At 51.5% G+C, this 22,212-nt stretch carries 22 protein-coding genes; 6 read left to right on the forward strand and 16 right to left on the reverse strand.

The annotated features are described in order from the left end of the window. Positions 1-1,393: 1,393 nt before the first annotated feature. The 3 genes from P273_RS0106850 to P273_RS0106860 form a co-directional block, all read right to left on the reverse strand. Positions 1,394-1,573, reverse strand: coding sequence for a hypothetical protein (locus tag P273_RS0106850; protein ID WP_024627713.1), 180 nt, complete (start codon positions 1,571-1,573; stop codon positions 1,394-1,396). A gap of 507 nt (positions 1,574-2,080) precedes the next feature. Further along, positions 2,081-2,356: a hypothetical protein gene (locus P273_RS0106855; protein ID WP_024627714.1), complete on the reverse strand. Its 276-nt coding sequence runs from the start codon at positions 2,354-2,356 to the stop codon at positions 2,081-2,083. A gap of 272 nt (positions 2,357-2,628) precedes the next feature. Further along, a complete protein-coding gene (locus P273_RS0106860) occupies positions 2,629-2,964 on the reverse strand; it encodes an ATP-binding cassette domain-containing protein (protein WP_024627715.1) in 336 nt (111 codons plus the stop codon). Between the two features lie 336 nt (positions 2,965-3,300). Here P273_RS0106860 and P273_RS0106865 point away from each other — a divergent pair, with 336 nt between their 5' ends. Beyond that, positions 3,301-4,104 carry a MerR family transcriptional regulator gene (locus P273_RS0106865; RefSeq protein ID WP_024627716.1) on the forward strand — a complete coding sequence of 268 codons (804 nt, stop codon included), beginning with the start codon at positions 3,301-3,303 and terminating at the stop codon, positions 4,102-4,104. Positions 4,105-4,187: 83 nt separating this feature from the next. Further along, positions 4,188-4,715 carry a hypothetical protein gene (locus P273_RS0106870; protein WP_051354163.1) on the forward strand — a complete coding sequence of 176 codons (528 nt, stop codon included), beginning with the start codon at positions 4,188-4,190 and terminating at the stop codon, positions 4,713-4,715. Between the two features lie 299 nt (positions 4,716-5,014). On the opposite strand, the gene P273_RS0106875 is transcribed toward P273_RS0106870, so the two are convergent. From P273_RS0106875 to P273_RS0106905, 7 genes are all read right to left on the reverse strand, one after another. Further along, a complete protein-coding gene (locus P273_RS0106875; protein ID WP_024627718.1) occupies positions 5,015-5,419 on the reverse strand; it encodes a DUF2511 domain-containing protein in 405 nt (134 codons plus the stop codon). Between the two features lie 35 nt (positions 5,420-5,454). Next, complete coding sequence (locus P273_RS0106880) at positions 5,455-6,315, reverse strand: ABC transporter ATP-binding protein (RefSeq protein WP_024627719.1); 861 nt, start codon at positions 6,313-6,315, stop codon at positions 5,455-5,457. A 31-nt stretch (positions 6,316-6,346) separates the two neighbouring features. Beyond that, complete coding sequence (locus P273_RS0106885; RefSeq protein ID WP_024627720.1) at positions 6,347-7,105, reverse strand: hypothetical protein; 759 nt, start codon at positions 7,103-7,105, stop codon at positions 6,347-6,349. After that, positions 7,102-7,719: a hypothetical protein gene (locus P273_RS0106890; RefSeq protein WP_024627721.1), complete on the reverse strand. Its 618-nt coding sequence runs from the start codon at positions 7,717-7,719 to the stop codon at positions 7,102-7,104. Before P273_RS0106890 ends, P273_RS0106885 begins: the two co-directional genes overlap by 4 nt. Before the next feature lie 108 nt (positions 7,720-7,827). Next, on the reverse strand, positions 7,828-8,673 hold the full coding sequence (locus P273_RS0106895; RefSeq protein ID WP_024627722.1) for a hypothetical protein: 846 nt from the start codon (positions 8,671-8,673) through the stop codon (positions 7,828-7,830). A gap of 14 nt (positions 8,674-8,687) precedes the next feature. Then, complete coding sequence (locus P273_RS0106900) at positions 8,688-9,284, reverse strand: RNA polymerase sigma factor (RefSeq protein ID WP_024627723.1); 597 nt, start codon at positions 9,282-9,284, stop codon at positions 8,688-8,690. Positions 9,285-9,491: 207 nt separating this feature from the next. Then, positions 9,492-10,025 carry a ClbS/DfsB family four-helix bundle protein gene (locus P273_RS0106905; protein WP_024627724.1) on the reverse strand — a complete coding sequence of 178 codons (534 nt, stop codon included), beginning with the start codon at positions 10,023-10,025 and terminating at the stop codon, positions 9,492-9,494. Positions 10,026-10,575: 550 nt separating this feature from the next. On the opposite strand from P273_RS0106905, the gene P273_RS09575 reads away from it, so the two are divergent. Together P273_RS09575 and P273_RS09835 are read left to right on the forward strand one after the other, a co-directional pair. Then, positions 10,576-12,030, forward strand: a complete 1,455-nt coding sequence (locus P273_RS09575) for an SIR2 family protein (protein WP_024627725.1) — start codon at positions 10,576-10,578, stop codon at positions 12,028-12,030. Further along, complete coding sequence (locus P273_RS09835) at positions 12,027-13,934, forward strand: ATP-binding protein (RefSeq protein WP_081709306.1); 1,908 nt, start codon at positions 12,027-12,029, stop codon at positions 13,932-13,934. The genes P273_RS09575 and P273_RS09835 overlap by 4 nt, the downstream gene beginning before the upstream one ends. On the opposite strand, the gene P273_RS0106920 is transcribed toward P273_RS09835, so the two are convergent. The 4 genes from P273_RS0106920 to P273_RS0106935 form a co-directional block, all read right to left on the reverse strand. After that, positions 13,908-14,639 (reverse strand): ABC transporter ATP-binding protein, encoded by a 732-nt coding sequence (locus tag P273_RS0106920; RefSeq protein WP_051354165.1) that lies wholly within the window; start codon positions 14,637-14,639, stop codon positions 13,908-13,910. The genes P273_RS09835 and P273_RS0106920 overlap by 27 nt on opposite strands. Before the next feature lie 314 nt (positions 14,640-14,953). Further along, the gene (locus tag P273_RS0106925; RefSeq protein ID WP_024627728.1) at positions 14,954-15,994 is read right to left on the reverse strand and encodes a zinc-dependent alcohol dehydrogenase family protein; all 1,041 of its coding nucleotides are present in this window, start codon (positions 15,992-15,994) and stop codon (positions 14,954-14,956) included. 246 nt (positions 15,995-16,240) lie between these two features. Continuing rightward, positions 16,241-16,864, reverse strand: a complete 624-nt coding sequence (locus tag P273_RS0106930; RefSeq protein WP_024627729.1) for an endonuclease III domain-containing protein — start codon at positions 16,862-16,864, stop codon at positions 16,241-16,243. A 120-nt stretch (positions 16,865-16,984) separates the two neighbouring features. Continuing rightward, positions 16,985-17,659: an HAD family phosphatase gene (locus P273_RS0106935; protein WP_034524945.1), complete on the reverse strand. Its 675-nt coding sequence runs from the start codon at positions 17,657-17,659 to the stop codon at positions 16,985-16,987. 284 nt (positions 17,660-17,943) lie between these two features. Here P273_RS0106935 and P273_RS0106940 point away from each other — a divergent pair, with 284 nt between their 5' ends. Next, positions 17,944-18,282: a metalloregulator ArsR/SmtB family transcription factor gene (locus P273_RS0106940; protein WP_024627731.1), complete on the forward strand. Its 339-nt coding sequence runs from the start codon at positions 17,944-17,946 to the stop codon at positions 18,280-18,282. 10 nt (positions 18,283-18,292) lie between these two features. Then, the gene (locus P273_RS0106945) at positions 18,293-19,021 is read left to right on the forward strand and encodes an SdpI family protein (protein WP_024627732.1); all 729 of its coding nucleotides are present in this window, start codon (positions 18,293-18,295) and stop codon (positions 19,019-19,021) included. Between the two features lie 217 nt (positions 19,022-19,238). On the opposite strand, the gene der is transcribed toward P273_RS0106945, so the two are convergent. Both der and P273_RS0106955 read right to left on the reverse strand, forming a co-directional pair. Further along, a complete protein-coding gene (der, locus tag P273_RS0106950) occupies positions 19,239-21,347 on the reverse strand; it encodes a bifunctional cytidylate kinase/GTPase Der (RefSeq protein WP_024627733.1) in 2,109 nt (702 codons plus the stop codon). Next, positions 21,344-22,117 carry a pseudouridine synthase gene (locus P273_RS0106955; protein WP_024627734.1) on the reverse strand — a complete coding sequence of 258 codons (774 nt, stop codon included), beginning with the start codon at positions 22,115-22,117 and terminating at the stop codon, positions 21,344-21,346. The genes der and P273_RS0106955 overlap by 4 nt, the downstream gene beginning before the upstream one ends. Between the last annotated feature and the right edge of the window lie 95 nt (positions 22,118-22,212).

Consider the following 22,212-nt stretch of genomic DNA (forward strand, 5'->3'; position numbering starts at 1 on the left):
CTCCAGATATCCTCGTTCAGGTCTTGAGTCTCTTCTCAATGAAGAAGGTTGATTAGATCTGCAACGTTGCCAAAAGTCATCCCAATATCCCCGCCATGAAAAGTAATTAGTACGATTGTTATCATTCGGGTTTCCGTTCATGAATGCCCGCCAAGTAACCGTATACGTATCGACTTTCAGCGGTATCCGTAAGTGAGCCCATCCTAGATGCCCTCTGCCAGACGCGAGGAGGAAGTTCTTCGCTTGTACACTCATATCAGGGAATCTAGCATCCAGCTCCTCACCATCCAATAGCAGCACGATATCTATATCATTCGGATTGATTTTCCGACTAATAAACGACCCTGCTATCCAAACCGCACAGACCGGTGTCAAAGAACGCAAAGCAGAGAGGTAATCCAAAAAATCAGACCATATACCTCGTCTTGTCACTGATTGAGCATAACTTTCGGAATCAACAAAACGGGTTCTCACCTCATTGAGACTGCAACTATACCTGCCAACAGGCAAAAAACCGCTAGGCTCTATGTCCGGTATCATCTTTTCTGCTCCTCATTGGCCTACGATCCGTTTTCTTACTCTATCAGCTTCGCTTAATAGGCATATACTATGTACATTGTGTTTCTACAAATATTGAGATGCATTCGAAAGCCATCACAAAATAACGCAACTGATAATAGGGTGTAAATTCACTAGCTCTAATGACTAGGTACATACCAATCCACTTTCAGGATTCAAAAATGCGGCTCGGTATGCGTAGAGTAATCCGTCAGCGCCCAGACGACGGACAAGTGGAAGCGACTGGCAAAGAAGGGCATCCACGAATATAGGAAGAAAGACTTGGAGTAGATTGCAAGCTCGAAGGAGCGGACGGGGGGGGGGGATTCGGAGCTTATCTTGATAGGTTTCTTCCCTCATCTATTGGTTACTTTGGGATTATAATTCAGATAATATTCTTCCACAGTGCAGAAACCAGAGTTAGACTTTTATCAGACTGATTGCAGCGATGAATGCTGTTATGACAGTTAGAGCCTCTGTGATTGTTTTCCAAGCGATTTTATGTTGGTATGCTGCTGACCGCTTGAAGATTTTTTGCTCTTTTTCGCACAGCAGCTCTATTGCTCTATCATATCTCTTCACCGCTATATTAGCGATACTGGTGCAAGCTGCACTGATGGCTGGTAAAATGAGAACCGTGAAATAACAGATGAGGTATATGGTACGTCTAGTTTCAGGTGAGAAAATTTCTAATATCAAGGGTAATCTTTGCTGGACGGCAAATATGGAAACTATAATAATCATACTACCGAATAGAACTATTTTTTGTAAGCAAGTCAGTTTCTCTCTTGTCTTGCTTTCGACCCAATAGTCTATTCTGCGCTGTAGCTCTTTTTTAGTACTTTTTGTATTTTTTGATTTCTTCGCGACCGGTGGGTTTATTGTCAGGTACTTCCTGGATCGCACGTTTTACTACATCATCAACTTGTATTTGACTCTTAATTACTTTGTAATCATCATAAACAGCAGCAAGCTCCAACTTTGTTACTTCTGCATCTTTCTGAATTTTGCACATTCTTGTGAACTTCCTCCTCCGACATTGATGATTGAGCTTTGCTTTCCTCATACGATATAGCTGTTTGCTGTGTCATATCTACATTCGTTTGTTCAGCGTCCCTTATCTATTTTTTTTTTAGTTTAGTTGATAGTCAGATTCTGATGGGCTGTGATGCTCAGTTTGAAGGATTTGTCATCTCGCGGAGTGCCGAATTATTGTTGCCCATTTCCCAACGCAGTGCGGAGTTCAGTTTCTTAAATCATGTTCAACATTTATTTTGTTCGCATCGGAGAAAGTCAAGCAATCAGTTCTCTCAGTAAAAACAATCAGGGATTGAAACTGTTTATTCGGGACACAATAAATAAGTTAAAGATGGGCACAGTCTGTTTTACGCTCATCAAGTCAAGCTTCCCCGACGCGCAGGTCATGGCCTCAAGTGTTCGAAATCCTGTCGTATTCGCATGCCTGTGTCGGCCCAATCTTCTTAACGACATCTGCCTCGCTTCGGCAGGACTTTCCTTATTATCAAGTCTTGTCGGGCTCCGCCTTCCTGCCGCCCACGCCCTTGCGTTGACCCACAGAGTACTCGTGGGGTCGCCACTCCTCCTCCGCAATTTGTTCTCCGGTCGGTTCGGAGCCTGCGGGTAGGAGCGACATAGGCAGCCGCAGGGCGTCGGGGATGGCTTTGACCGCGTCGGCCCGCTGCTCGCTGTCGATGGTGGTGTAGATGTCGTCCACCATGATGTTGGTGTGGCCGATCATCTCCTCGATGGCCTTGGTGTCCTTGCCTGCCTTGCGCATGAGGGTGACAGCGCAGTAGCGAGTCTTGTGCCCGGTCCGTTCGGCCGAGTCCTTGCCGGCCTTCTAGAGGAGTGCCTTGAATTCGGCGGTGTCGGTGGACCAGAGCCGTGGGCGGCCGTCCCGGTTGCGGAAGAGATGAGCCCGTGCGGTTTGGACCGGTCCCTGGTGGCCTTCAGGTACGGTACCGGCGCATGACTTCGACGAGCTGCGAGACGAGGAGAAACGGGGCTGACCTGTCCGCTCTCTTGGAGTGACGAGGCACAGCCGTCCCCTTACGGGTGCTCCATCGTGTATCCGTCGGATCTTTCATCTGGCTTTGGGGCATTGTGCCGCGCAGTGGTGCCCACACGGCCTGGCTGGATCGTGGTCTTCTTTCCGACTTGCTGTCCTAGCAGCCACATGCTTCCGGAAGTCGGTTTTGTCAATCCCAGAAGGAGCTTCATGATGGTCGATTTTCCGGCTCCGTTTGGTCCCAGCAGTCCATAGACCTCGCCAGCCGGCACCCGTAGATTCAGCCCGTCCACGGCTTTAAAATCGCCATAGGCCTTGACCAGCCCCTGTGTGGCCACAGCCAGTTGCGGGTCATTGTTTTCGTCCGTATATGTCATTGTGCCTCCCCTTCCAATCGGAATTCAACTGATTCCTATGCAAGTTCGGCGGATGCAATCCCTCAACGCGGGTAAAGAAACTGTCCCCTGCAGGGGACAAGTCGCTGCTGATGAGGCTGATTTATATCCATAGGAAAAGAGTCTTGCTGGATTTAGTCGTCTTCATGATTGAATAGGGGCTACTTTGCAAACGAGCAGAACCAAAAGCGTCCTCATCAAGAACCTGTTACTGGATATTGGGACGCTAGGGGCCGGCGTGTGCATGCACTCACTCACCCATCCCCCAGAAAACAAACGATTTGACCTTGACATAATGGCAGGGTTTAGGGTCAAGGCATGACACGAGAGAGCGAATTCAGTGGCGATGGCAGCAGGAGCGGCTTGAGCATCGGTCAGATGTCTGAGCTTACTGGGGTCAGTCGGAGAATGTTGCGTCACTGGGAGGAGGAAGGACTGATCTCCCCCTTTCGCGACCAGTCGAATTACCGGCATTATCTGCAGGATGACGTCGGACAGCTGGAGCGAATTGTGACATACAGGGAGATGGGCTTCAATGCCCGACAAATCAAGGCGTTGCTCAATTGCAAGACACCCTTGGCTTTGGACGAGTTGCGGGGTCAGCGCTCGCGAATTGAGGAGAAAATCCAGCTTCTTAGGAAAGCTGCGGATCGTTTGGACCAGCTCATAGCCCTTGCTGAGGGGAAGTCGGGTAATGATTCAGCCGCCACCAAGACCGATCAGGAGGACCAGTACTTTTCGGAAGCATACGAACGCTGGGGTACTAGCAGGCAGTGGCTTGAGTATGCGGAGCGAAAAGCCATGTGCTCCGAGCAAGAGCGGAAAAAGGACACGGCCCGGCTCAAAAATGTAGAAAGTGAGCTTGCACAAGCCAAGCGAAAAGGTCTGCCACCGTCCTCAGATAAGGTTCTAGAACTGATTGACGAGCATCGGCAGGCTCTGTCATGGTTCCACGTAACGCCTTCCATGCACGTCATTCTTGGACGCATGTATGTGGCTGACCCACGTTTCAGATCCCACTATGAACAACTGGAACCTGGATTGGCGCAATGGATACTGGTCGCAATCGAAACCGCAGCGCGTGCAATCGGGATAGATCCGTCAACCGCCAAATGGGAGTGACGCAGTCAGTATCTTCCATCCACGTATCACTTTTCTGTTTGACAACCCAATTGAAAATCCTTCAACTAATGAACGAGGTAACCATGCACAACCATGACCAGACCAAAGCTTCTGCTTATACAGGTGCAGGCATAAGTCCCGTGCCGGAGCCAGGGAAGGATGCGGAGCCGCCGGAACCTTATAGGGGCATCTACCTCATGCCCATGTTCATGTGCCTGTATAGCCATGATCTAGAAGAATCAGAGGTTTTCTGGACGCAGGGATTGGGTTTCGTCAATTTATACACCATGCCAGGCATGATGATTCACTTGCGGCGCTGGGCCTTTCAGGATGTGCTGATTCGTAAAAGTGGTACCAATACTGGCAGCCCTGACACAGAGATGGAGTCCATAGGAAACCTGAGCGTAGCAGTCACGGAAAAGCAGATAGGCAAGATTGTGGATGCATGCGAGTGCCTTCGTCCGGGATCCACTTCAGCTCCAATACGTAAGCCGTGGAACTCGCTTGAAGCCAGGATTCACACTCCGGAAGGCCTGGCTCTTACCCTTACGGCTGCCTTGGCTGTCGATAAAAAGCCGACCGAAGTTTATCTGAACTCGCACGGTCAATGAGCAAAGTTCAAGCCCTTCTCCCCCGTCAAGATTTGATTCTAAGAGCAACGATTAGATGTCCCTAACGGCTGGTGGGTTAAAACATAAGGCTCTATGTCTTTGAGCAGATAATTATTGGCTCCAGTCTCGATGGCCGGCAAAACATGGTGGTAAGAGGTGCATTCCAACTGCGCTGCCAGCCAGTTGAATGGCACGGTTGTAACAGAATGTAGATGCATAATCCGGCAGGATGCTCTGCACCCGGTAAGATCAGGTAGGCTACCTGAAGAGGACAAACCGCAAAGCTCTGTAAAACTGGTTTATTTTGGGACGTCGCAGACCGAGAAGGCGAAGCTCATCAGAGTTCCTACTGACTTACTCTTATCTGATTTTAATGTTTCAATGCTTTTGAGATGCTCATTGTCTTGTACCTGGTTCAGTGCGTACTGTTCACCATCTGAAGTGGTAAAGCGGAGGATGGGCTCTCCCTGCTTGCTGAGCTTGCATGACACGGTGCCCTCATCAACATTAAGAGGCCAGGTGTGACCCAGATCTTCTTTCGAAATTGTTTGCGGGTTACTGGTAGCTGCAACCTTATTGCTTCCATCAGTGGAATACTCTTCAGGGTGCTTCATGCCATCAGCGCAGCCGACAACCCCCACTGTCAGCATAACTGTGGCGCATATCAGGAAAAGGGTCCTAAGGCTCTGCTTGATTCGTTTCATAATTATCGACGTTCTTTCATACTTGGAGGCGGTTTCTAGCGCTCGCTGGCCAAAGCCATATATCCGTCCTCAAGGTTGGGCGCAGTTTCTACAGAGCCCGCGGGCGGTGTATCGGTAACTATGCGGTATCTTGTCCCCTGTGGGGTGGGTTCCGCGTTGATGATTGTGGCATTTTCCGGTGGGGCCGCGATAGGGGGCGTGATCCAGGTATGACCGGCGGCTTCATGGATCAGCCCCTCTGTCGGCCCGTCATACTGGTTGCGTCCGCAACGTAATACACACACCCAAGGGCAGGTTTGTGCAACATCATCGAGTATGTGGGTGGAGAGGATAACGGTTCGATCCTGCCCCAGCTGGGCAAGGAGCGTGCGGAACCGCATGCGCTCTTCGGGATCCAACCCCGCTGTGGGTTCGTCGACTACCAGTAGCTGGGGGTCGCCCATAAGGGCCTGTGCGATGCCAACCCTGCGCCTCATACCCCCGGACAACCCTCCGATAGGTTGGTTCATCACGTCTTCCAATCCCACCTGCTCCAGGAGGGTATGCGCCTGCTCCTGCCGCACGTGTTTGTTGTCAATCATTTTCAAGATGCCGATATAGTCAAGGAATTCAAGCGGGGACAGGTTCTCGTAGGGGGTGATGTGCTGTGGCAGATAACCCAGGTGCCGTTTTAGATTTCGCCTGTTGGCCGAGGAAGAGAGGTCTTGCCCATCAATACAAATCTTACCTTTAGTCGGTTTGATTATTCCGGTGAGAATGCGCATGAGGGTTGTTTTACCGGCACCATTTGGACCAATAAGTCCTATCATGCCCTGTGGAAGATCAACGGTCAGATTGTTTAGAGCGGCTGGTCTCCCCCGAAAATCCTTGGTCAGATGGTCAATAGAGATAAACATGTGAGTTATTCCTTTCAAAGTCAGATGAAAGTCAGACCCGAGCTTTTATGCGGTTGGAGGCTATGTTTGCACCAGTGAAAAGGAGCAAGATAATACACACCTGCCAGAGCAGGGATATGACTCCTGATTGGACGGTAAAGGGGCCGTTCGCTGGTGCGTACACCGGATCGGTATGGAACCATCCCTGTGCAATGGGATCGCCAATGACTGCCAGCGGGCCACCATTGAGTGTTGGAAGTGGTAAGAGGGGGGTATAGAAAGCCAGCCAAGCCCATACCAGGACGGCAAGAATTCGGGCCACGATCGTGGGCAACAGGGCTCCTAGCAGGGCGGATATCCCCATAGCAATCAGTATTGATGGCGCGAGTATGACAAATGCTACTGCCAGGGCCACCAGTATTGCCTTATCGTTGCCGTTAATGGCTTGGTGGAACGCGATCAATACAAGGAAAAGCAGGGAAGATGATATGCAGATGACCCAGGCTCCCAAGACATGAGCTGAGCGGATGACGGCCATCGGCAAGGGGGAGGTGGATTCAAGTTCGTCCATACCTGTTCGCCTGCCGGCAGTCATAAGGTCGCTAAAAGATGCTGCGTATGCCAACGGGGTGAACATAGCAAGAACCTGTCCCGTAAAGACCAGACCATCTATGTTGCTGAATCCAGGTGACATAGGAGAAGCATAGGCCAAAAAGAGGGCGAAGAGCGCCAGCGGTATGCTGGCTATCCACAAGGCTTTGCGCCGATAAAACATCAGTAGCGTGATGCGTACAAGGCTCAGTATCCTCATAGGGCTGCCACCCTTACAACATTGCGCTCCGCATCGCCGCACATGTTCCATCCGAAGATTGCGCCTGCTGCTGCAATAATCATTGGGAGGAGTCGTTGCCGGACCGGATCGGTGATGTATGGATCCCATATAAAGCATAGAAACAGCCAAATAGCTATGGAAGCCAGCGACGATGTTGGCATAGACGTGGTAAGTACGGCTATAAGGAACACTAGACAGTTGACAATGAATATACTGCCAGCCGGGGTAATGATGCTCACCCATCCCATGTCACGTGGCCAAAGTCGCATCATATGCAAGCCGATAAAAAGAAGGCCTGCGGCAGCAAGAAATGCTCCGGTAATGATAAGCAGCCTGGTCACTTGAACCTTTCGCCATCCAGTTGGAGTTGACTCAGCAAGTTCAACGATTGGGTCACTATTGAGCACAAAAGCTGTAGATAGGCCAGCAGCAATTACTGGCACCTGAGTAAGAGCCATCATAACCGGCCGTATGCGGCCCGGTGACCAAATGCCCTCCAGTAAGGAGCCCGCAAAAAGAATGCCTGCAGTCAGTATGAATGGCAGTAATACCAGCCTATAAAGCCTCTTGAGCTGTATACCTACGAAAGCCAACCTCGTCCACCTTCCTCATATCTGGTTTTGGCTTTCGGCTGCTGCCAGACATTGCTCGCTACTCGTTCCGTCTGCTTAGTTAGTAGCGAGAGAGGATGAAAAGGTTCATTAATTTTTATCTCCACCGGCGAGTTGAGTATGCCAGGCAAGAGGGGCTGTAAGGATAACAGCAGATAGGAGTCCCACTGTCAGTAGGATGGTCCCTGCCCAGGCTGCGGTTGTAGTGGGTACCGAATTGACCCATGCCGGTAGGAAAAATGATGACCTCAAGTTCTGCAAAGTTCTCATTAGTGGTGCAAGTATCCCTAGGAGCAGTGCAATCCAAGAGCATTGCCATATGCATAACAGGGCCACGATATTCGCCAGGAGTGTTATGGGGGCTATCGTTTGGGCAATAACTGGTTGGGGCCTTATTCCAGGGTTGATTGCGGTCACAATCAACAAGGCTGCTCCCCCGACGACAATATTGGAGATAAAGGCCAGTAGCAGTCTAGTAGCTACTACAACTTGAGGCCCCAGGGGCATACTGAGCATTAATTCACGATCATCTTTAATGGAAAAAACCAGGATTATTGTCAGTGCCATGTTGAGCATGAGCATATTTGAAAAGATATGCATACCGAGACTGCCGTAACGTGCACCTTGCATAAGGTTGCTAATGAAAACGGAGCACGCTGCTATCGCAATTTCCAACAGTAAGATATATCGCGGCATGAGGCGGAATTGGGCCCGAATAAGTGGGCCACAGGAACGTACTTGGCGCATGAATGGTATCGGTTGATCCGTTGCCAGCGACGGCTTCTGGTGGATGGCCTTCATTACACTAGCAAAAGCCGGAACTGCCGGCTGTGCATTCTGCTCTTTTTCCCTAAGTGCCTCTTGAACTTCACCCCGGTATTCTTCGGTGACTGGGCTTGTGCCGTCTGGGCTTGTGCTCTTATATCCGTCTGTCATAATCACCCCTTCAATTATCTCTGGCTCTGCAGTTTATGGGGTTTGACTGGAGTGAGGTCGGTCAACTGCGGGCGCAGGATCTGCCTTGCCCGAGCAATACGAGACTTCACAGTCCCAACCGGAACGTCGAGCAGGGAGGCTATTTCCGGGTAGGGTAACTCGTGGAGCCAAGCCAGGGTTACCGTGTATGCCATTTCTGCTGGGAGTGCATCGATCCTTTGCTGTATTATTTCCATCGTCAGATCCTTATTGACCAGTTCTACAGGCTCCAGCTGATCATCGGTTATCGAGTCAAGTTCCATCTGATCCATTTGGTCAGGTAGTTTCGGTTTGCGACGTTTCATATAGATTTGCCGTCGGGCAATGCTGAGTATCCAGGTAAGCACCTTGCTGTCTGCGCGGAAGGTTTTTGAGGAACGCCAGCAGCCCAGCCATGTGTCAGCAAAAACTTCACTGGCATCCTCATCGTCGGATATTCGCAGGGAAATAAAGGCTTGGACGGTATGAGCATACTTATTGTAAAGTGCTTCAAAGGCCGATTCATTTCCGTCAGCCACCATTTTGATCAGCCTTATATCATCAGCATCTGGATCAATGCGAGATCGTTTCACTGATGATGCCCTTCTCTGTTTTGTCTACATCCTAGATATCGTCTTGCTTACGGCTATGCAAGCGGTTATCGCGGTTATGCTCCATTGCTATTACGAATATGTTGGGATGTCGCTTTTAGGGTCGACCATACTGTGAATCCCGTCGCAAGACAACTCATTAACGTCTGTGTATCAGGCAACTTCTTATCAGGTGTAGGTGCCTAGCGCTTATTTGCGCCCCTTCAAGTACTTCCGTACCTTCTTCAGGGCCCAGTCGTAATGGCTGGAGGTCGAAGAGATGAAGGCAGAGCCCAAGGTAGAGTTTCCTGTCCATGGGAGGGCGCCCTTGGTGAATAGCTGTTCGTTGGTGAACGATTGCGCCAGGGCCATGACCTTCTTATGGGACTCGACGAACATGTTCAAGGCCTGATCGTAGGTGGTGTCATCATGCTTGTCACGCAGCTTCACATTCATTTCGCCGTAATTACGCCAGTTGTAGCCCTCAGGAAGAAAGTCGTGGGTCCTGCCCTGCTGGTTGTCCTCGACCCAATTCAACAGCAGCTGATGCCACTCATAGAGATGAACGAGCACATCCTTGATGTTCCTGTCGCGTGCCCAATGGGCCCCCTTCTCTTTCCTCAGGTCGAAGGAAAAGCGGCCATTGCGTTCTTCAGGTGTCAGCGGCTCAAGCAACGCGATGAGTTTGTCGAAGCCATCATCAGCCGCCTTGATGAGTTCTTCATTGGTGGTAGGTCGTGCCATGACGGTCCTCCATTATTTATGTTAGCCGTATTTGATGAGCAGCCGAGTTAGCTTGATTTTATAATTTTTTGTATTTTAAAAGGCACTTTTTATACTTAGTGTACAATGTAATTGCCGTTTGCGCAAAAGGAAATGAAATATCATTTCTGTTAAACGTTCATTTAGATTTATTTAAATTTACTAAATGCCTGACATTAAATATAGGGTACAGCACTTGCCAGGAATCCTCATTCGCCATATTTGATTTTAAACATGAACCATGTCACCTATCTGAGGGGGGGGGGTAGTTCATTTGATTAAATTGAGTTAATCCCCTATAAGAAATCCGGATCATCTGTATCTTGATTGGTCAGTATCCGCTTCCTTAATGCATATTGTAAAACGTCTATTACTGTCTTATATCTTCTTATATCTTCTTATATCTTTAGTGAACCAAATTTGGTATATGCTCTGCAATTATAATTGTTTCTGAATCAATGCATTTAGTGATATTTTAACGATGTAATTCCTGTTGAGTATTTTAAAGAGGAAATCAAGGGGGTTTCGATTTATGTCAGATGACAAGGGTGTTGAAGCGGGCAAGGAAGCAAAAGGACCCTTTTATAATGTGGAAAGAGGTGGATTCAATAAGTCGGAGCATTATTCGAAACAGCAAGTTCGCATCTTGGTTCAATCAGTATTAGCGAACTCTGTAAATCTCTCTACGCTCATAGGTTCGGGCGCATCTATGCCGACAGTTCCCTTAATGGGTAGCGTTTTCAGTGAGTACCGAGATTCTTTAGAAGGTGAAGACAAAACTAGCCTAGATAAAAAAATTGAAGAGTTTCTCAAAAAGAGAGCTAGTGACAATCAAACAACTTTAAGTGAAAGTACCGATGCGAATAGTGAGGAGGTAAAGAAGGAAAGCGAAAACTTCAAAGATATTGAACCGTTCCTTTCATGGCTTGATTATCGGGTCTTGGGAGGTGTGGATGAAGCAAAAGACAGCGCTTTGTATAAGAGTATTGTAACGTCGCTGCTAAAAAAGATTCGTGAAGGAGACGCAGAGGAGGAGCAAGAGAATTCGGGGAAAAACAAGGATTCAGATGAAGACAATATCGGAGACGCAGAGGAGGAGCAAGAGAGTTCAGGGGAAAACAAGGATTCAGATGAAGACAATATCTGCAACGTAAGCAATAACTATCGAAAAGTGATTCAAGGATTAGGAGAATCAAGGAGAGTTGTAAACGCACAAAGTAACGGGCACTATGATGTCGTAAATCTATTCACGACCAACTATGATTTATGCCACGAACGTGCTTTAGAATCCAGTAGATATGCTTATACTGACGGCTTTACGAACGGTATAAAAAGCACATTTTCAATGACTGAATTCCATAGGAGACCAGCTGATCTAGAAAATCGCTTTAAAGATCACTTGGAATTAGTTAATCCATTTTTTAGACTTGTCAAATTACATGGTTCTATTAATTGGAAAAGTGATAGTGAAAATTCGCAAATAATCAGGACACAAATTGTAAATGATATTGATGATGAAGCAGATTGGCAGGATGTCTTAATATCGCCAACGTCTTCTAAGTATGCGTTAACTCAAAATGAGCCCTACTCTGACTTGTTCAGAGAATTTGTTAACACATTAGCTGTGCCTAACACAGTGCTGTTTACTGCCGGCTTTAGCTTTGGTGACGACCATATTGCTAAATTGATACTGGATGCACTCGCCAGACCAGATTTTACACTCTACGCCTTTGTTTCGAAGCCTATAGCCTCAGATGCTAACCGCAATGGGTTATCAAAATTTTACGCAAAAGCAAAATCTCCTAATGCATATTTCATATATCCATACAAAGATGCAGCAGGCAAGGAAATAGATGAAGATGCACCACTAAAGTTCTCCGACGTTGCCGACTTTTTTGCCCCAACAATATTTACTTATACAGATGCTGAAGACTCAGACACAGCACTCCATACTGATGTGGATTCCAAAAGGGGTGGCAAAGAATGATCGATTCTAACAGAAATAAGCTAAGCGAGTGGCGCATAGGCACGATAATCTATGTTGATCAAAGGAAAATCAGATTTCGCGCAGTTGCAAGCGATATTACTGACCGGTTGTTGTGGGGTAAATTCCGACATATAAATAGCCTCAACCAGTATCTATTTGCTTATTTGAACACCGCTGTAAAAGTAATATTCAAAGTCATTGCTATAGAAGAGTATGAAAAACCATACGGGCATGAGGCTTCAAATAGGTTCTTGGATAACTATGTTTTTTCTGCTATTCCCTTAGGGGCAATCAGCTCGGCTGGTTACAGTCCTGGAGTTGTTGATATTCCAATGGTGGGTTCTGATATATATGCTTGCGACGAAAGTGAACTTGCCGTCTTGTTCGACTGTGACGTGAAACATTCGGTCGGGCAATTAGCAGGTTATCGCAATATTCGACCTTCTTTGGGACTAGACGATCTTTTTGGCGGACACGCAGCAGTGCTAGGCAATACAGGGTCAGGAAAATCAACCACTATGCGGTTGCTACTCAACGGGTTAATGCAAGAACTTGTCGATCCTGATCGCGATCATTGTGTAAAAAAGAAAGCACTATTTGTTGTGTTTGATCTCCATGGAGATTACAAAAAAATAGCGGAAAAATATGCAAAAAAAGATCCGGAAAAGATTACTTATTACCAAAAGGGTGAATATCATTTATGCCCGGGCGAACTGTCAATTGATGATTGGTCATCGATCCTAAATCCATCTCAACGCATTCAAAAGCCCTTACTCGAACGTACGATTCGCTATTCGTTTTTAAATGAGGCTGGAATGAAGAAGCTTTATGCCGGCCTAGCTTATCAGGCTTTAGAGGATACGAATGCAGACGGTCATGCGTCAAGACGAATTCTGATTTCGAAATATATAGATTTACTTGGGAATGATATAAGATATCCATTTGCGGAAAAAGGATTACAGAGAGAATTTATTTTGAATTTGCCTAGAAACAACAAAGTTGTTAAGAAGCCTGGAAGCTTCAAGAAGTTGTTTGATCTTTATAATTTATACTATGGAAATTTGCCTGATGGATTGCAGGATACGCTGCAGAAATGTTTCCGTCACTATCTCACTGATGCATATATGGATGCAGGTAGACCTGACATCAATAAAGTTCTTGATGATAAGGACAAATTCTTAAAAGAAGCCGATGAAATATCAATGGACGATATTGAGAGATCTTTAGATTTTGTATTTGCAGAAGAAGAAGTCAGGGGCAATAAGCAAGCCCGTTCTTACTCGGAGGGGCTCGTTACTCAGCTTTATAACCTCAAGGAAAAATATTCTGCTAACATTCTTAGTAATTCAAGTAGCAACACCGTTTCGTCTATTTTGAACAGGGAAACTGCAGGGTGCATTATATTTGATGTATCTGGTATGCCTGATTCCGATGGACTTAAATTATTTTCTAATTATGTCGCAAGAACTCTGTTTGAGAGAAATAGAAAAGCTAAGTATTATGACAAAGAACCGGTTTATCTTATATTTGATGAAGCCCATAGATATATTCGCCAAAATGATCTAACCGACGACAGTATTTTTAATCAAATTGCTCGCGAAGGTAGAAAATTCGGCGTTCATTTAACGATAATCAGCCAAATCCCAAGTGAATTATCGAAGGTCGTACTATCACAGACTGGCGCCTTTATCATTCATAGAATTCAAAATGCTATTGATTTGGATTACATAAAAAGGAATGTTCCGGCCATCACGGCTGATCAAGTCAGTCGATTACCCAGTTTTGCCCCTGGTACTGCGGTTGTCCTTGGAAGCGCCTTTCCAATACCAATGGAACTTGAGATAGATGGTATTTATAAGGACGAAACTCCAGGAGTTTCAATGTACGAAAGCCGACCAAAGTGATTGTTGGCTGATACGGCCATCGCGTACGGCAAAAAGCCGATCGCACTGGCCTGCCACCTCATTGTTATGCGTCACCAAAACGATGGTTTTCTTTTCGTGGTTGGCAAGTTCCTTCAGCACCGATATGACCTTTTCTCCGGATTCCTGATCCAGGGCGCCAGTTGGCTCGTCCGCGAATACCACGTCTGCGTCGGATAACAGCACGCGGGCCAGGGCAACACGTTGCTGCTCGCCGCCCGACAGCAGGGTGACGCTTTTCTTTTTCTGATCGATCAGGCCAAAGTACTTCAAGAGGGAATCCGCCGTCTTTCTGGGAAAGCGGGATCCGCGAAGGGTGAATGGCAGAGCCAGATTCTGTTCGACTGTCATGCTGGTGATCAGGTTGTAGGACTGGAATACGAAGCCTAGATGCTGGCGTCTGAACTTGGTCATGGCCGACAGCCCCAGACGGGTTATGTCCTTGCCCAGCAGAAGCACATTGCCGCTAGTGGCCTTCTCCAGCCCAGCCAGGCAGTACAGCAGCGTCGATTTGCCACTGCCTGACGGCCCGATGATGCCGGTCATCTCCCCCGGATACGCAGTGAATGCGATGTCATTGAGAATGGTCAGCGAATCGCCGCGGCGAGGGGAGACCACCATGGACAGCCCCGTAGCTTCAATCGTTGGTGTCGGGCCTCTGCTTTCGCTTACGTTGGGGTTATTCATAGTTGCATCTTTCCCTTGGATGATCATCGACGACCTTCCAGACCGAGGCATCTACGCTCAGTAATGCTGATTCGCCTCGCAGATGTCATGTGCCCTCGTTCGTCGCTTGCCCCTGTATGACGGTCATCCTTGTCGTCATCAGTCAATTTCATTAATATCAGAGCAAGAAGGGATGAAATACCCTGATTTACCCTGAATTATCCCTGATTCGACCCTGATTTTTCGAAATAAGAGGCATGCTCGAGCAGCCATGCTTACGCGCCGCCACTGGCAAAGTCAGTAGCGGCGGGGATCAACTGATTATTATCGCAGTCTCATTCGCCAACAAGCAGCAGGGATTTGATGGCGGTGCGCTGGTCCATGGCCTCATAGGCTTCTTGGATGTGATCCAAGGCAAAGCGCTTGGTGAAGACCTTGCCCGGCTGGATGCTGCCCTTGAGCACCTGGTCAAGCAGCAGATGCCTGTCATATGTGGTGACTGCGGCCGTGCCTCCTCGCAGCCCAACATTGCGCCAGAACAGCTTAGAGGTGTCCATGGTAGCCTGCTGCGGCACGCCCACCCTGCCGACCACTGCGCCAGGCCGGGCCACCCTGACAGCGGTATCGGTGGACAGTTCGGTGCCCACGCATTCCAAAACCGCATCAGCTCCGGCTCCGTCGGTGAGGGCCATGACCTGCTCCACAGCAGCGTCGCCGCGTTCAGCCACAATGTCAGTCGCTCCGAATTCACGCGCCAGCTTCTTGCGATCCTCATGCCGGCTCATAGCGATGATGCGTTCGGCCCCACGCAGCTTAGCTGCTATAACTCCGCACAGACCCACCGCTCCATCGCCCATGACCACGACTGTGTCGCCTTCTTTGACCTGGGCTGTAGCGGCTGCATGATAACCGGTGGCCATCACGTCGGAGAGGGTCAGCAGAGAGTCCAGCATGTCGTCGCTGTAGTCCCCGGGCTGGCCTGGAATCTTCGCCAAGGCCCAGTCCGCATTGGTGAATCGCAGATACTCGCTCTGATAGCCGCCGCTCCCCCGCTTGTCCGGATCAAGGCAGTCACCGTCGAAGCCGGCCCTGCAGGCTGCACAGTGCCCACAGCCATGAGTGAAAGGCACTATGACGAAGTCACCAGGTTTGACATGAGAGACATCCGAGCCGACCTTCTCGACCAGGCCGATGGCTTCGTGCCCTACGTGACTGCCTGAGGACATTGAAGAAATCCCCCGGTACCACCACAGGTCGGATCCGCACACGCAGGCCCGGATGACCCGAATCACGGCATCTTTAGGCTTTTCGATGGTCGGCATCGGCGCTTCCTCCAGCTCGATGCGGCCTGGCTTTACAAACTTTGCTGCCTTCATGCTCCTGCTCCCCATTCTTCACTACCTGGCATATTCGCCTGCCGGGTATGCGGATGAAACATAGTCTACGGAGTTCAATCCGCTTGAAGTCAAATCGATGCCTTATTGTGCGCGATTCATAGAGGTGCGGACAAGATTGTTACGCGGGAATACGGTCATAAGATGCAGTCATATATGCTGTATAAGGGTGCCGTATCGGGATACCGTCATATGCCTTGTGACTCGGCCGAACCACAAGGGATCAACTCACTTGGAAGAGCTTTCAGGACTGCCAAGTTCCTTAAGGAAGGCGGCATAGGCTTGGGGATTGCGATGGTTTTTACCTGCTTGCACGATCAGCCCGTGGTATTCGCGCAGATCGTTCAGTGGCCATTGCTCAACCCGAATAAAATCCGCCTCGTACTCTTCACCCTCCTGGTATGACCGCAAGGAGGCCCACCCCAGACCGTCCAGCATCCGGCGTGCATAGGCGTCCCAGATGAAGCAGCGCTGGCCGAAGGCATAGAGCCGTATGACATCCGCCGTCTCGCGTCCAACCCCGGCAATGGTGAGCAGGTCGTCACGCAGGCTTTCATCCGTGCAGTCCTCAACATCGGCCGTGCGGATGCCGTGAGCCAGCAGCCACTGAGCCAGGGCTTTGCAGGTGCGTGCCTTGGCCTTCATGAAGCCGCTTGATCTGATCAAGTTTGTCAGCCTTGCTAGGTCGACGCCGGCCATGTTGCAGGGGTTGAGCAGATCGGCTTCGCGCAGCTGCTCGATGGACATGGCCGCGTTTCCCCAGGCTGTATGTTGGACCAGCACCGCTCCGATCATCATTTCGAAGTCGGTCTCTGCCGGCCACCAATTCTGCAATCCCAGACGAGCGAGCAAACGTGAGTACAGCCACCTTGAGCAACCGGCATTTATCCTGCCTGAATTGCCCATAACGCCTCCACCAAACTACTTGACGCTTTTCATGGTAACAGCTGGCTCCGGCCGTTGCGGAGCGAGTCAGAGAATGGTAGGCGCCTGGGCGAAGTCAGTGATAGCGCCATCGGCCTCAGAGCGAATGGCATCCCAATCCTTGGCCGAAGACTGGTCGTACATGGCCCAGACCTTCATCCCAGCGCGTTTGGCCGAATCGACGGCGACCAGAAGATCCTCGAACACTGTGCAGTGGTCGGGCGCAACGCCCAGCATCCGTGAAGCCAACAGGTAGATTTCGGGTTCCTCCTTGCCAATGCTTTTGGCATCATCCACGCTGCAGACCTGGTCGAAACAATCGGTCATCCCAGCGTGCTTCAGAGCAGCCTGTCGCAGGCGTGGCGGGAGGCTGGTTGCCACAGCCAGGGCGGCACCGCTGGCTTTTAGCGCTTGCAAGTAATCGAGTGCATGTGGCTTGGGTTGTACAGCTGTGGCGTAGAGCAGGAGCGCGTCCTCGTTCCACTCCTCCACAAGATCTTCTGGGCGCTCGTCAAGGTGGAAGTGGTCGATGGTGTATCTGGCGATGGCGCCGGTCTGCATGGAGGCGACTACAGATGCGTAATCGTCCGGCATGGGGATGTTGCGGCGAGCGAAGAATCGTTGGTCGATTTCCTTCCAGACTCCCATAGAATCCAGAAGAGTGCCGTCGAGATCGAAGATGGCGGCCTTGCCAATGTTGACTTTTATTCCATTTTCGCCCATGCCGCAAATTCTCCTATTCGCCGAAGTTATTCATAGTAGCATGACCTCAGATCGGGTCTGGCTCACCGGGTTTGAGCCAATGTTCTCCCCAATCAGCCTTGGCTTCAGAAAAGTAGGTATGTTCAACAGTTTAATGTCGCCACGCCAGGCATCAATCCGGGCGATTGTCAATTATTTTGCGCTCAGTGAGTGAAAAGCGCATAAAAGTTGAAGAAGATATACAATATTGGTTGAAACAATGTTAGCATGCAAATACTAGAGAAAATCATCGAAAAAGGAGACTTATGGCTATTCAAGAAACAACAGCGGCTCTGGCTGATCCCCTGCGTCGTCGTGTGCTGGATCTTTTGGAGCAGGGCGGCATGGAGGCTGGACGCCTGGCCGAAAAGCTGGGAATGACGCCATCCAAGCTGTCCTATCATCTGCGGAAGTTGAAAGAAGCAGACCTGATTGTCGGCCACAAGCAGGGCACCAGGGTCATCTACGAACTCAATCTGAGCGTGCTGGACAGCACTATTCAGTGGCTCTACCGCCTGCGGACCAGCGCCAGCGACAAGAGAAGTGTGTCTGAGCCTCAGACTGTGAGCAAGGAAACTGGTTCGACGGCGGTTTCTGAATCCTAAGGAGACTCTCATGGCGGATGGCAGCAAAGCGGGTCGGTTCGTCCCGACCCTTGTCGCGGCTCAGTGGTTGCCGGGGATAATCATGCTGGGCGTAAGCCGCATAGTGGTCAATCGTCTACCGAATGAAAACGTACCGCTTCATTGGAACGCACAGAACCAGGTGGACCGCTGGGGCTCTCCCCAGGGGCTGGTTTGGATGCCCTGCTTCTGTCTTGTCATTGCGCTGATTTGGACCATCCTCATGATCGTCCTGCGCGCATATTTGATTAAACGTGGTGATGAAGTGGGACATACCTTGACCGTTTTTCTGCTGGGTGGTCTATGCATGCAGATTATTCTTGCGGTTTTAGATCTGTTCGAATTAGCTTACGCTGATCCTCATTGGGGCTGGTGGCCGACGGATTTCGGCATTGATAAGGTCGCCATGCTTTTGACCGGTCTGACTCTCATAGTCATCGGCAATCTTGCTCCTAAAACCAGACCCAACGGCATCAGCGGTTTCCGGGTGCCAGGTGCCTACGCCAGCCGCGAGGCTTGGCGCCGTTGTCAGCAGTTTGGCGGGGTGCTCTTCATGATTCTGGGCGTGGTCATGATCCTGTCTGCCTTGGCTTATAGCGGAGTCAGACTCTATTGGACCTGTGGAACCGCTCTGGCAATCGTCCTTGTACTCATATGTGCCTATGGTTCATACGCTGGCAGAAAGTATGCCGGGCAGGGCGGACCCGTGTACCACCGCTAGTGCTTATATGCAATGAGTGGTTTGAAGGAGACTGCAAATAACAGATCTGCATATACGTAATGGGGACTATCTGAATCTTTTGGAAGGATTTGGAGGTCCCCTAAATACAAGAAATGTCCAGAAACACAGTTCTTTCTACAAGGATTTGCAAACAAGGCCGTCTAGTCGAGAAGGCAAGGTCCCTGGGCCGACTAAAGAACCGGCCCAGGGACCTTCTTTATTTGCGCTTCTTCTTTTCGCGGATATGCACGGATATCTGGATGGGAGTGCCCTCGAAGCCGAACTCCTCGCGTAGGCAGCGTTCCAGGTAGCGGCGGTAGCCGTGCTCCAGGAAGCCGGTGGCGAAGATCACGAAACGCGGCGGCCTGGTCGAAGCCTGGGTGGCGAAGAGGATCCTCGGCTGCTTGCCGCCCCGCAACGGATGCGGGTGTGCAGCCTGAACCTTGCCCAGGAAGGAGTTGAGCTTGCCGGTTGGTATGCGCTTATCCCATGATTCCAGAGCAGTGCGCATGGCCTTGGCCAGCCGGTTGGTGTGCCAGCCGGTCTTGGCAGACAGGTTGACCCGCTCGGCCCAGGTGACCCGATCGAACTCGGTCTGCCAGAGCCGTTCAAGACGCTGGCGGCCGAAGTCGTCCAGCAGATCCCACTTGTTGAAGACCAGGACGATGGCCCGACCCGCATCCACAGCCTGGCTCATGACCTTCAAGTCCTGATCGGCGATGGGCTGGGAGGCATCGAAGAGAATCAGCGCCAGTTCCGAGCGTTCGATGGCCGCCTGGGTGCGCAGACTGGAGTAGTACTCGGCCCCCGAGATCTTGTGCAGGCGACGCTTGATGCCGGCGGTGTCGATGAAGAGCCAGTCCTCGCCGTCCACCTGTACCACCTCGTCGACCGGGTCACGGGTGGTGCCGGCCACATCGTGAACTACGGCCCGCTCCTCGTGGGCCAGCTGGTTGAGCAAGGAGGACTTGCCCACGTTAGGCCGCCCGACCAGGGCCACCCGGCGCAGGCCCTCCGGGGTGAGGAATCCCGAGGTCTTCTCAGCCTTGCCGAGCTGTTCCAACGCGGCGTCCAGCAGGTCACCTATACCCCGGCCATGCATGGCGGAGATGGCATAGGGTTCGCCCAGGCCCAGCTTCCAGAATTCGGAGGCGGTGTAGTCGGCCATCCGGTCATCCAGCTTGTTGACAGCCAGGACAACCGGCTTGCCGGCGGCTCGCAGCATGGTGACGATCCGCTCGTCGCTGGCGGTCAGCCCCACCTGGCCATCCACGACCAGAATGACGGCATCAGCCAGGGATACGGCTACCTGTGCCTGGGAAGCGATAGCGGATTCGATACCCTCCACATCGCTCTCCCAGCCGCCGGTGTCCACCAGCTTGAATTGGGTGCCGGCCCATTCGGCCTCGTAGCTGACACGATCCCGGGTCACTCCAGGGGTGTCTTCGACCACGGCGGCACGGCGGCCGAGGATCCTGTTGACCAGGGTGGACTTGCCCACGTTGGGCCTTCCCACCACGGCCAGCACGCCCACGGCCTTGGGGCCTTGGTCCTGATCATCCTGGTTCTCGGAGCCGCCCTCCAACAGGGCGCGGTCTTCTTCATCCAGCTCATAGTCGTCCAGGTTCCGGGCGTACTCGTCGTAGGAGTCCTCCTCCATGGCCGAGGAGACCAGATCGATCAGGACCTGCAGGGTCTGCTCGAAGGTCAGATCGGAGTTGTCCACGGTGGTCACCCCGTCGGCTGCGCTCATGAAGGAGGTGACCTTGGAATCCCGGGCATCCCGGGCAGCCAGATCCTCGGCGCCGGCTGACCCGGCCTGGGCCTGGCCGCTTCGACGGGCTTGGCGGACCTCCTCACGGGCTGTCAGCAGTACACGGACCTGGGCATCCGGGGCCACCACGGTGGTGATGTCCCGTCCTTCGGCCACCACGCCCCGCTCCTGGTCGGCCATGATGGCCCGCTGAGCGGCGATGAGGACATGTCGCACAGCCGGAATCGAAGAGACTACGGAGACATGCTCGGAGACCCTGGTAGAGCGTATCTCTTCATCCACGTCACGACCGTCCAGGCTGACTCTGGGATGTTCGGGGTCGAGTCCCATGACCAGGTGGCCACCGGTGATGGATTCGGCCACGGCCTCGGTGATCGCCTCCTGGTCGGGCTGGTCCGCGTCCAGGTCCAGCCCGCGGTCCATGCACCATAGGGCGACCGCCCGGTACATGGCGCCCGTATCCAGGTAAGCCAGGCCGAAATGCTTGGCCAGGGCCCGCGAGGTGGAGGACTTGCCCACTCCCGCAGGGCCATCGATGGCGACGGTGATCACAGTCCGACCTCCTTATCCAGAGCCTTGATCTCAGCTGCAGAGAGCACCCGATAGGAGCCAGGACGGATCTCGCCCAGTCGGATGGGGCCGATCTGGGTGCGCACCAGCCGGGTCACCGGGTAGCCGATGGCGCCGAAGATGCGCCGGACTATCCGGTTCTTGCCCGAATGCAGGACCACCTTGACGATGGTGTGCTCGCGGTTGTGGTCGATGATGGCGCAATGGTCCAGGCGGATCAGGCCGTCATCCAGCTCCACACCCTGGGTGACCAGCCGCCGGCAGACATTGCCGCCAATGTGGCCGCTGAGCGTGGCGATATAGGTCTTCTCCACCTCGTAGCGCGGGTGCATGACGTGCTGGGCCAGCTCCCCGTCGTCGGTCATGAGGATCAGGCCTTCGGAGTCATAGTCCAGCCTGCCCATGTGGAAGACCCGCTCGTAGCGGTCCCCGATGATGTCGCGCAGGGTGAACCGGCCCTTGGGGTCGTCCATGGTCGAAAGGACCTTACGGGGCTTGTTCAGGGCAAGGGTGACATGCTTGTCGTTCAGATGGATGCGCGATCCATCAACGCGGATCTGCTGGTGGGATGGGTCCACCCGGCTGCCCAAGGTGGTGACCAGCTCGCCGTCGACCTCGACCCTGCCCTGGGTGATGATCTGCTCGCATTTGCGACGAGAGCCGAATCCGGCCTGGGCCAGCACCTTCTGGAGGCGGATGCCTTCCTCCCCCTGTTCGCGCGCTCTGATCGCCTGTGTGTATGGATGTGGCATCGTTCTCCCAACGTGGCCTGATAGATATGTAACGGTTAACGTTCCGGGCGACCGCAGCCGCCAAAAGGTCATATCATACTATATCGGAGCCTAGG

It is taken from the genome of Bifidobacterium sp. A11 (assembly GCF_000499185.1).
Classification (GTDB): Bacteria; Actinomycetota; Actinomycetes; order Actinomycetales; family Bifidobacteriaceae; genus Bombiscardovia; species Bombiscardovia mizhiensis.

Coding starts and splice junctions, on each gene's coding strand:
- P273_RS0106850 (WP_024627713.1), bottom strand. CDS start 1,573: ATGTGCAAAATTCAGAAAGATGCAGAAGTAACAAAGTTGGAGCTTGCT.
- P273_RS0106855 (WP_024627714.1), bottom strand. CDS start 2,356: ATGCGCAAGGCAGGCAAGGACACCAAGGCCATCGAGGAGATGATCGGC.
- P273_RS0106860 (WP_024627715.1), bottom strand. CDS start 2,964: ATGACATATACGGACGAAAACAATGACCCGCAACTGGCTGTGGCCACA.
- P273_RS0106865 (WP_024627716.1), top strand. CDS start 3,301: ATGACACGAGAGAGCGAATTCAGTGGCGATGGCAGCAGGAGCGGCTTG.
- P273_RS0106870 (WP_051354163.1), top strand. CDS start 4,188: ATGCACAACCATGACCAGACCAAAGCTTCTGCTTATACAGGTGCAGGC.
- P273_RS0106875 (WP_024627718.1), bottom strand. CDS start 5,419: ATGAAACGAATCAAGCAGAGCCTTAGGACCCTTTTCCTGATATGCGCC.
- P273_RS0106880 (WP_024627719.1), bottom strand. CDS start 6,315: ATGTTTATCTCTATTGACCATCTGACCAAGGATTTTCGGGGGAGACCA.
- P273_RS0106885 (WP_024627720.1), bottom strand. CDS start 7,105: ATGAGGATACTGAGCCTTGTACGCATCACGCTACTGATGTTTTATCGG.
- P273_RS0106895 (WP_024627722.1), bottom strand. CDS start 8,673: ATGACAGACGGATATAAGAGCACAAGCCCAGACGGCACAAGCCCAGTC.
- P273_RS0106905 (WP_024627724.1), bottom strand. CDS start 10,025: ATGGCACGACCTACCACCAATGAAGAACTCATCAAGGCGGCTGATGAT.
- P273_RS09575 (WP_024627725.1), top strand. CDS start 10,576: ATGTCAGATGACAAGGGTGTTGAAGCGGGCAAGGAAGCAAAAGGACCC.
- P273_RS09835 (WP_081709306.1), top strand. CDS start 12,027: ATGATCGATTCTAACAGAAATAAGCTAAGCGAGTGGCGCATAGGCACG.
- P273_RS0106920 (WP_051354165.1), bottom strand. CDS start 14,639: ATGAATAACCCCAACGTAAGCGAAAGCAGAGGCCCGACACCAACGATT.
- P273_RS0106925 (WP_024627728.1), bottom strand. CDS start 15,994: ATGAAGGCAGCAAAGTTTGTAAAGCCAGGCCGCATCGAGCTGGAGGAA.
- P273_RS0106935 (WP_034524945.1), bottom strand. CDS start 17,659: ATGGGCGAAAATGGAATAAAAGTCAACATTGGCAAGGCCGCCATCTTC.
- P273_RS0106940 (WP_024627731.1), top strand. CDS start 17,944: ATGGCTATTCAAGAAACAACAGCGGCTCTGGCTGATCCCCTGCGTCGT.
- P273_RS0106945 (WP_024627732.1), top strand. CDS start 18,293: ATGGCGGATGGCAGCAAAGCGGGTCGGTTCGTCCCGACCCTTGTCGCG.
- P273_RS0106955 (WP_024627734.1), bottom strand. CDS start 22,117: ATGCCACATCCATACACACAGGCGATCAGAGCGCGCGAACAGGGGGAG.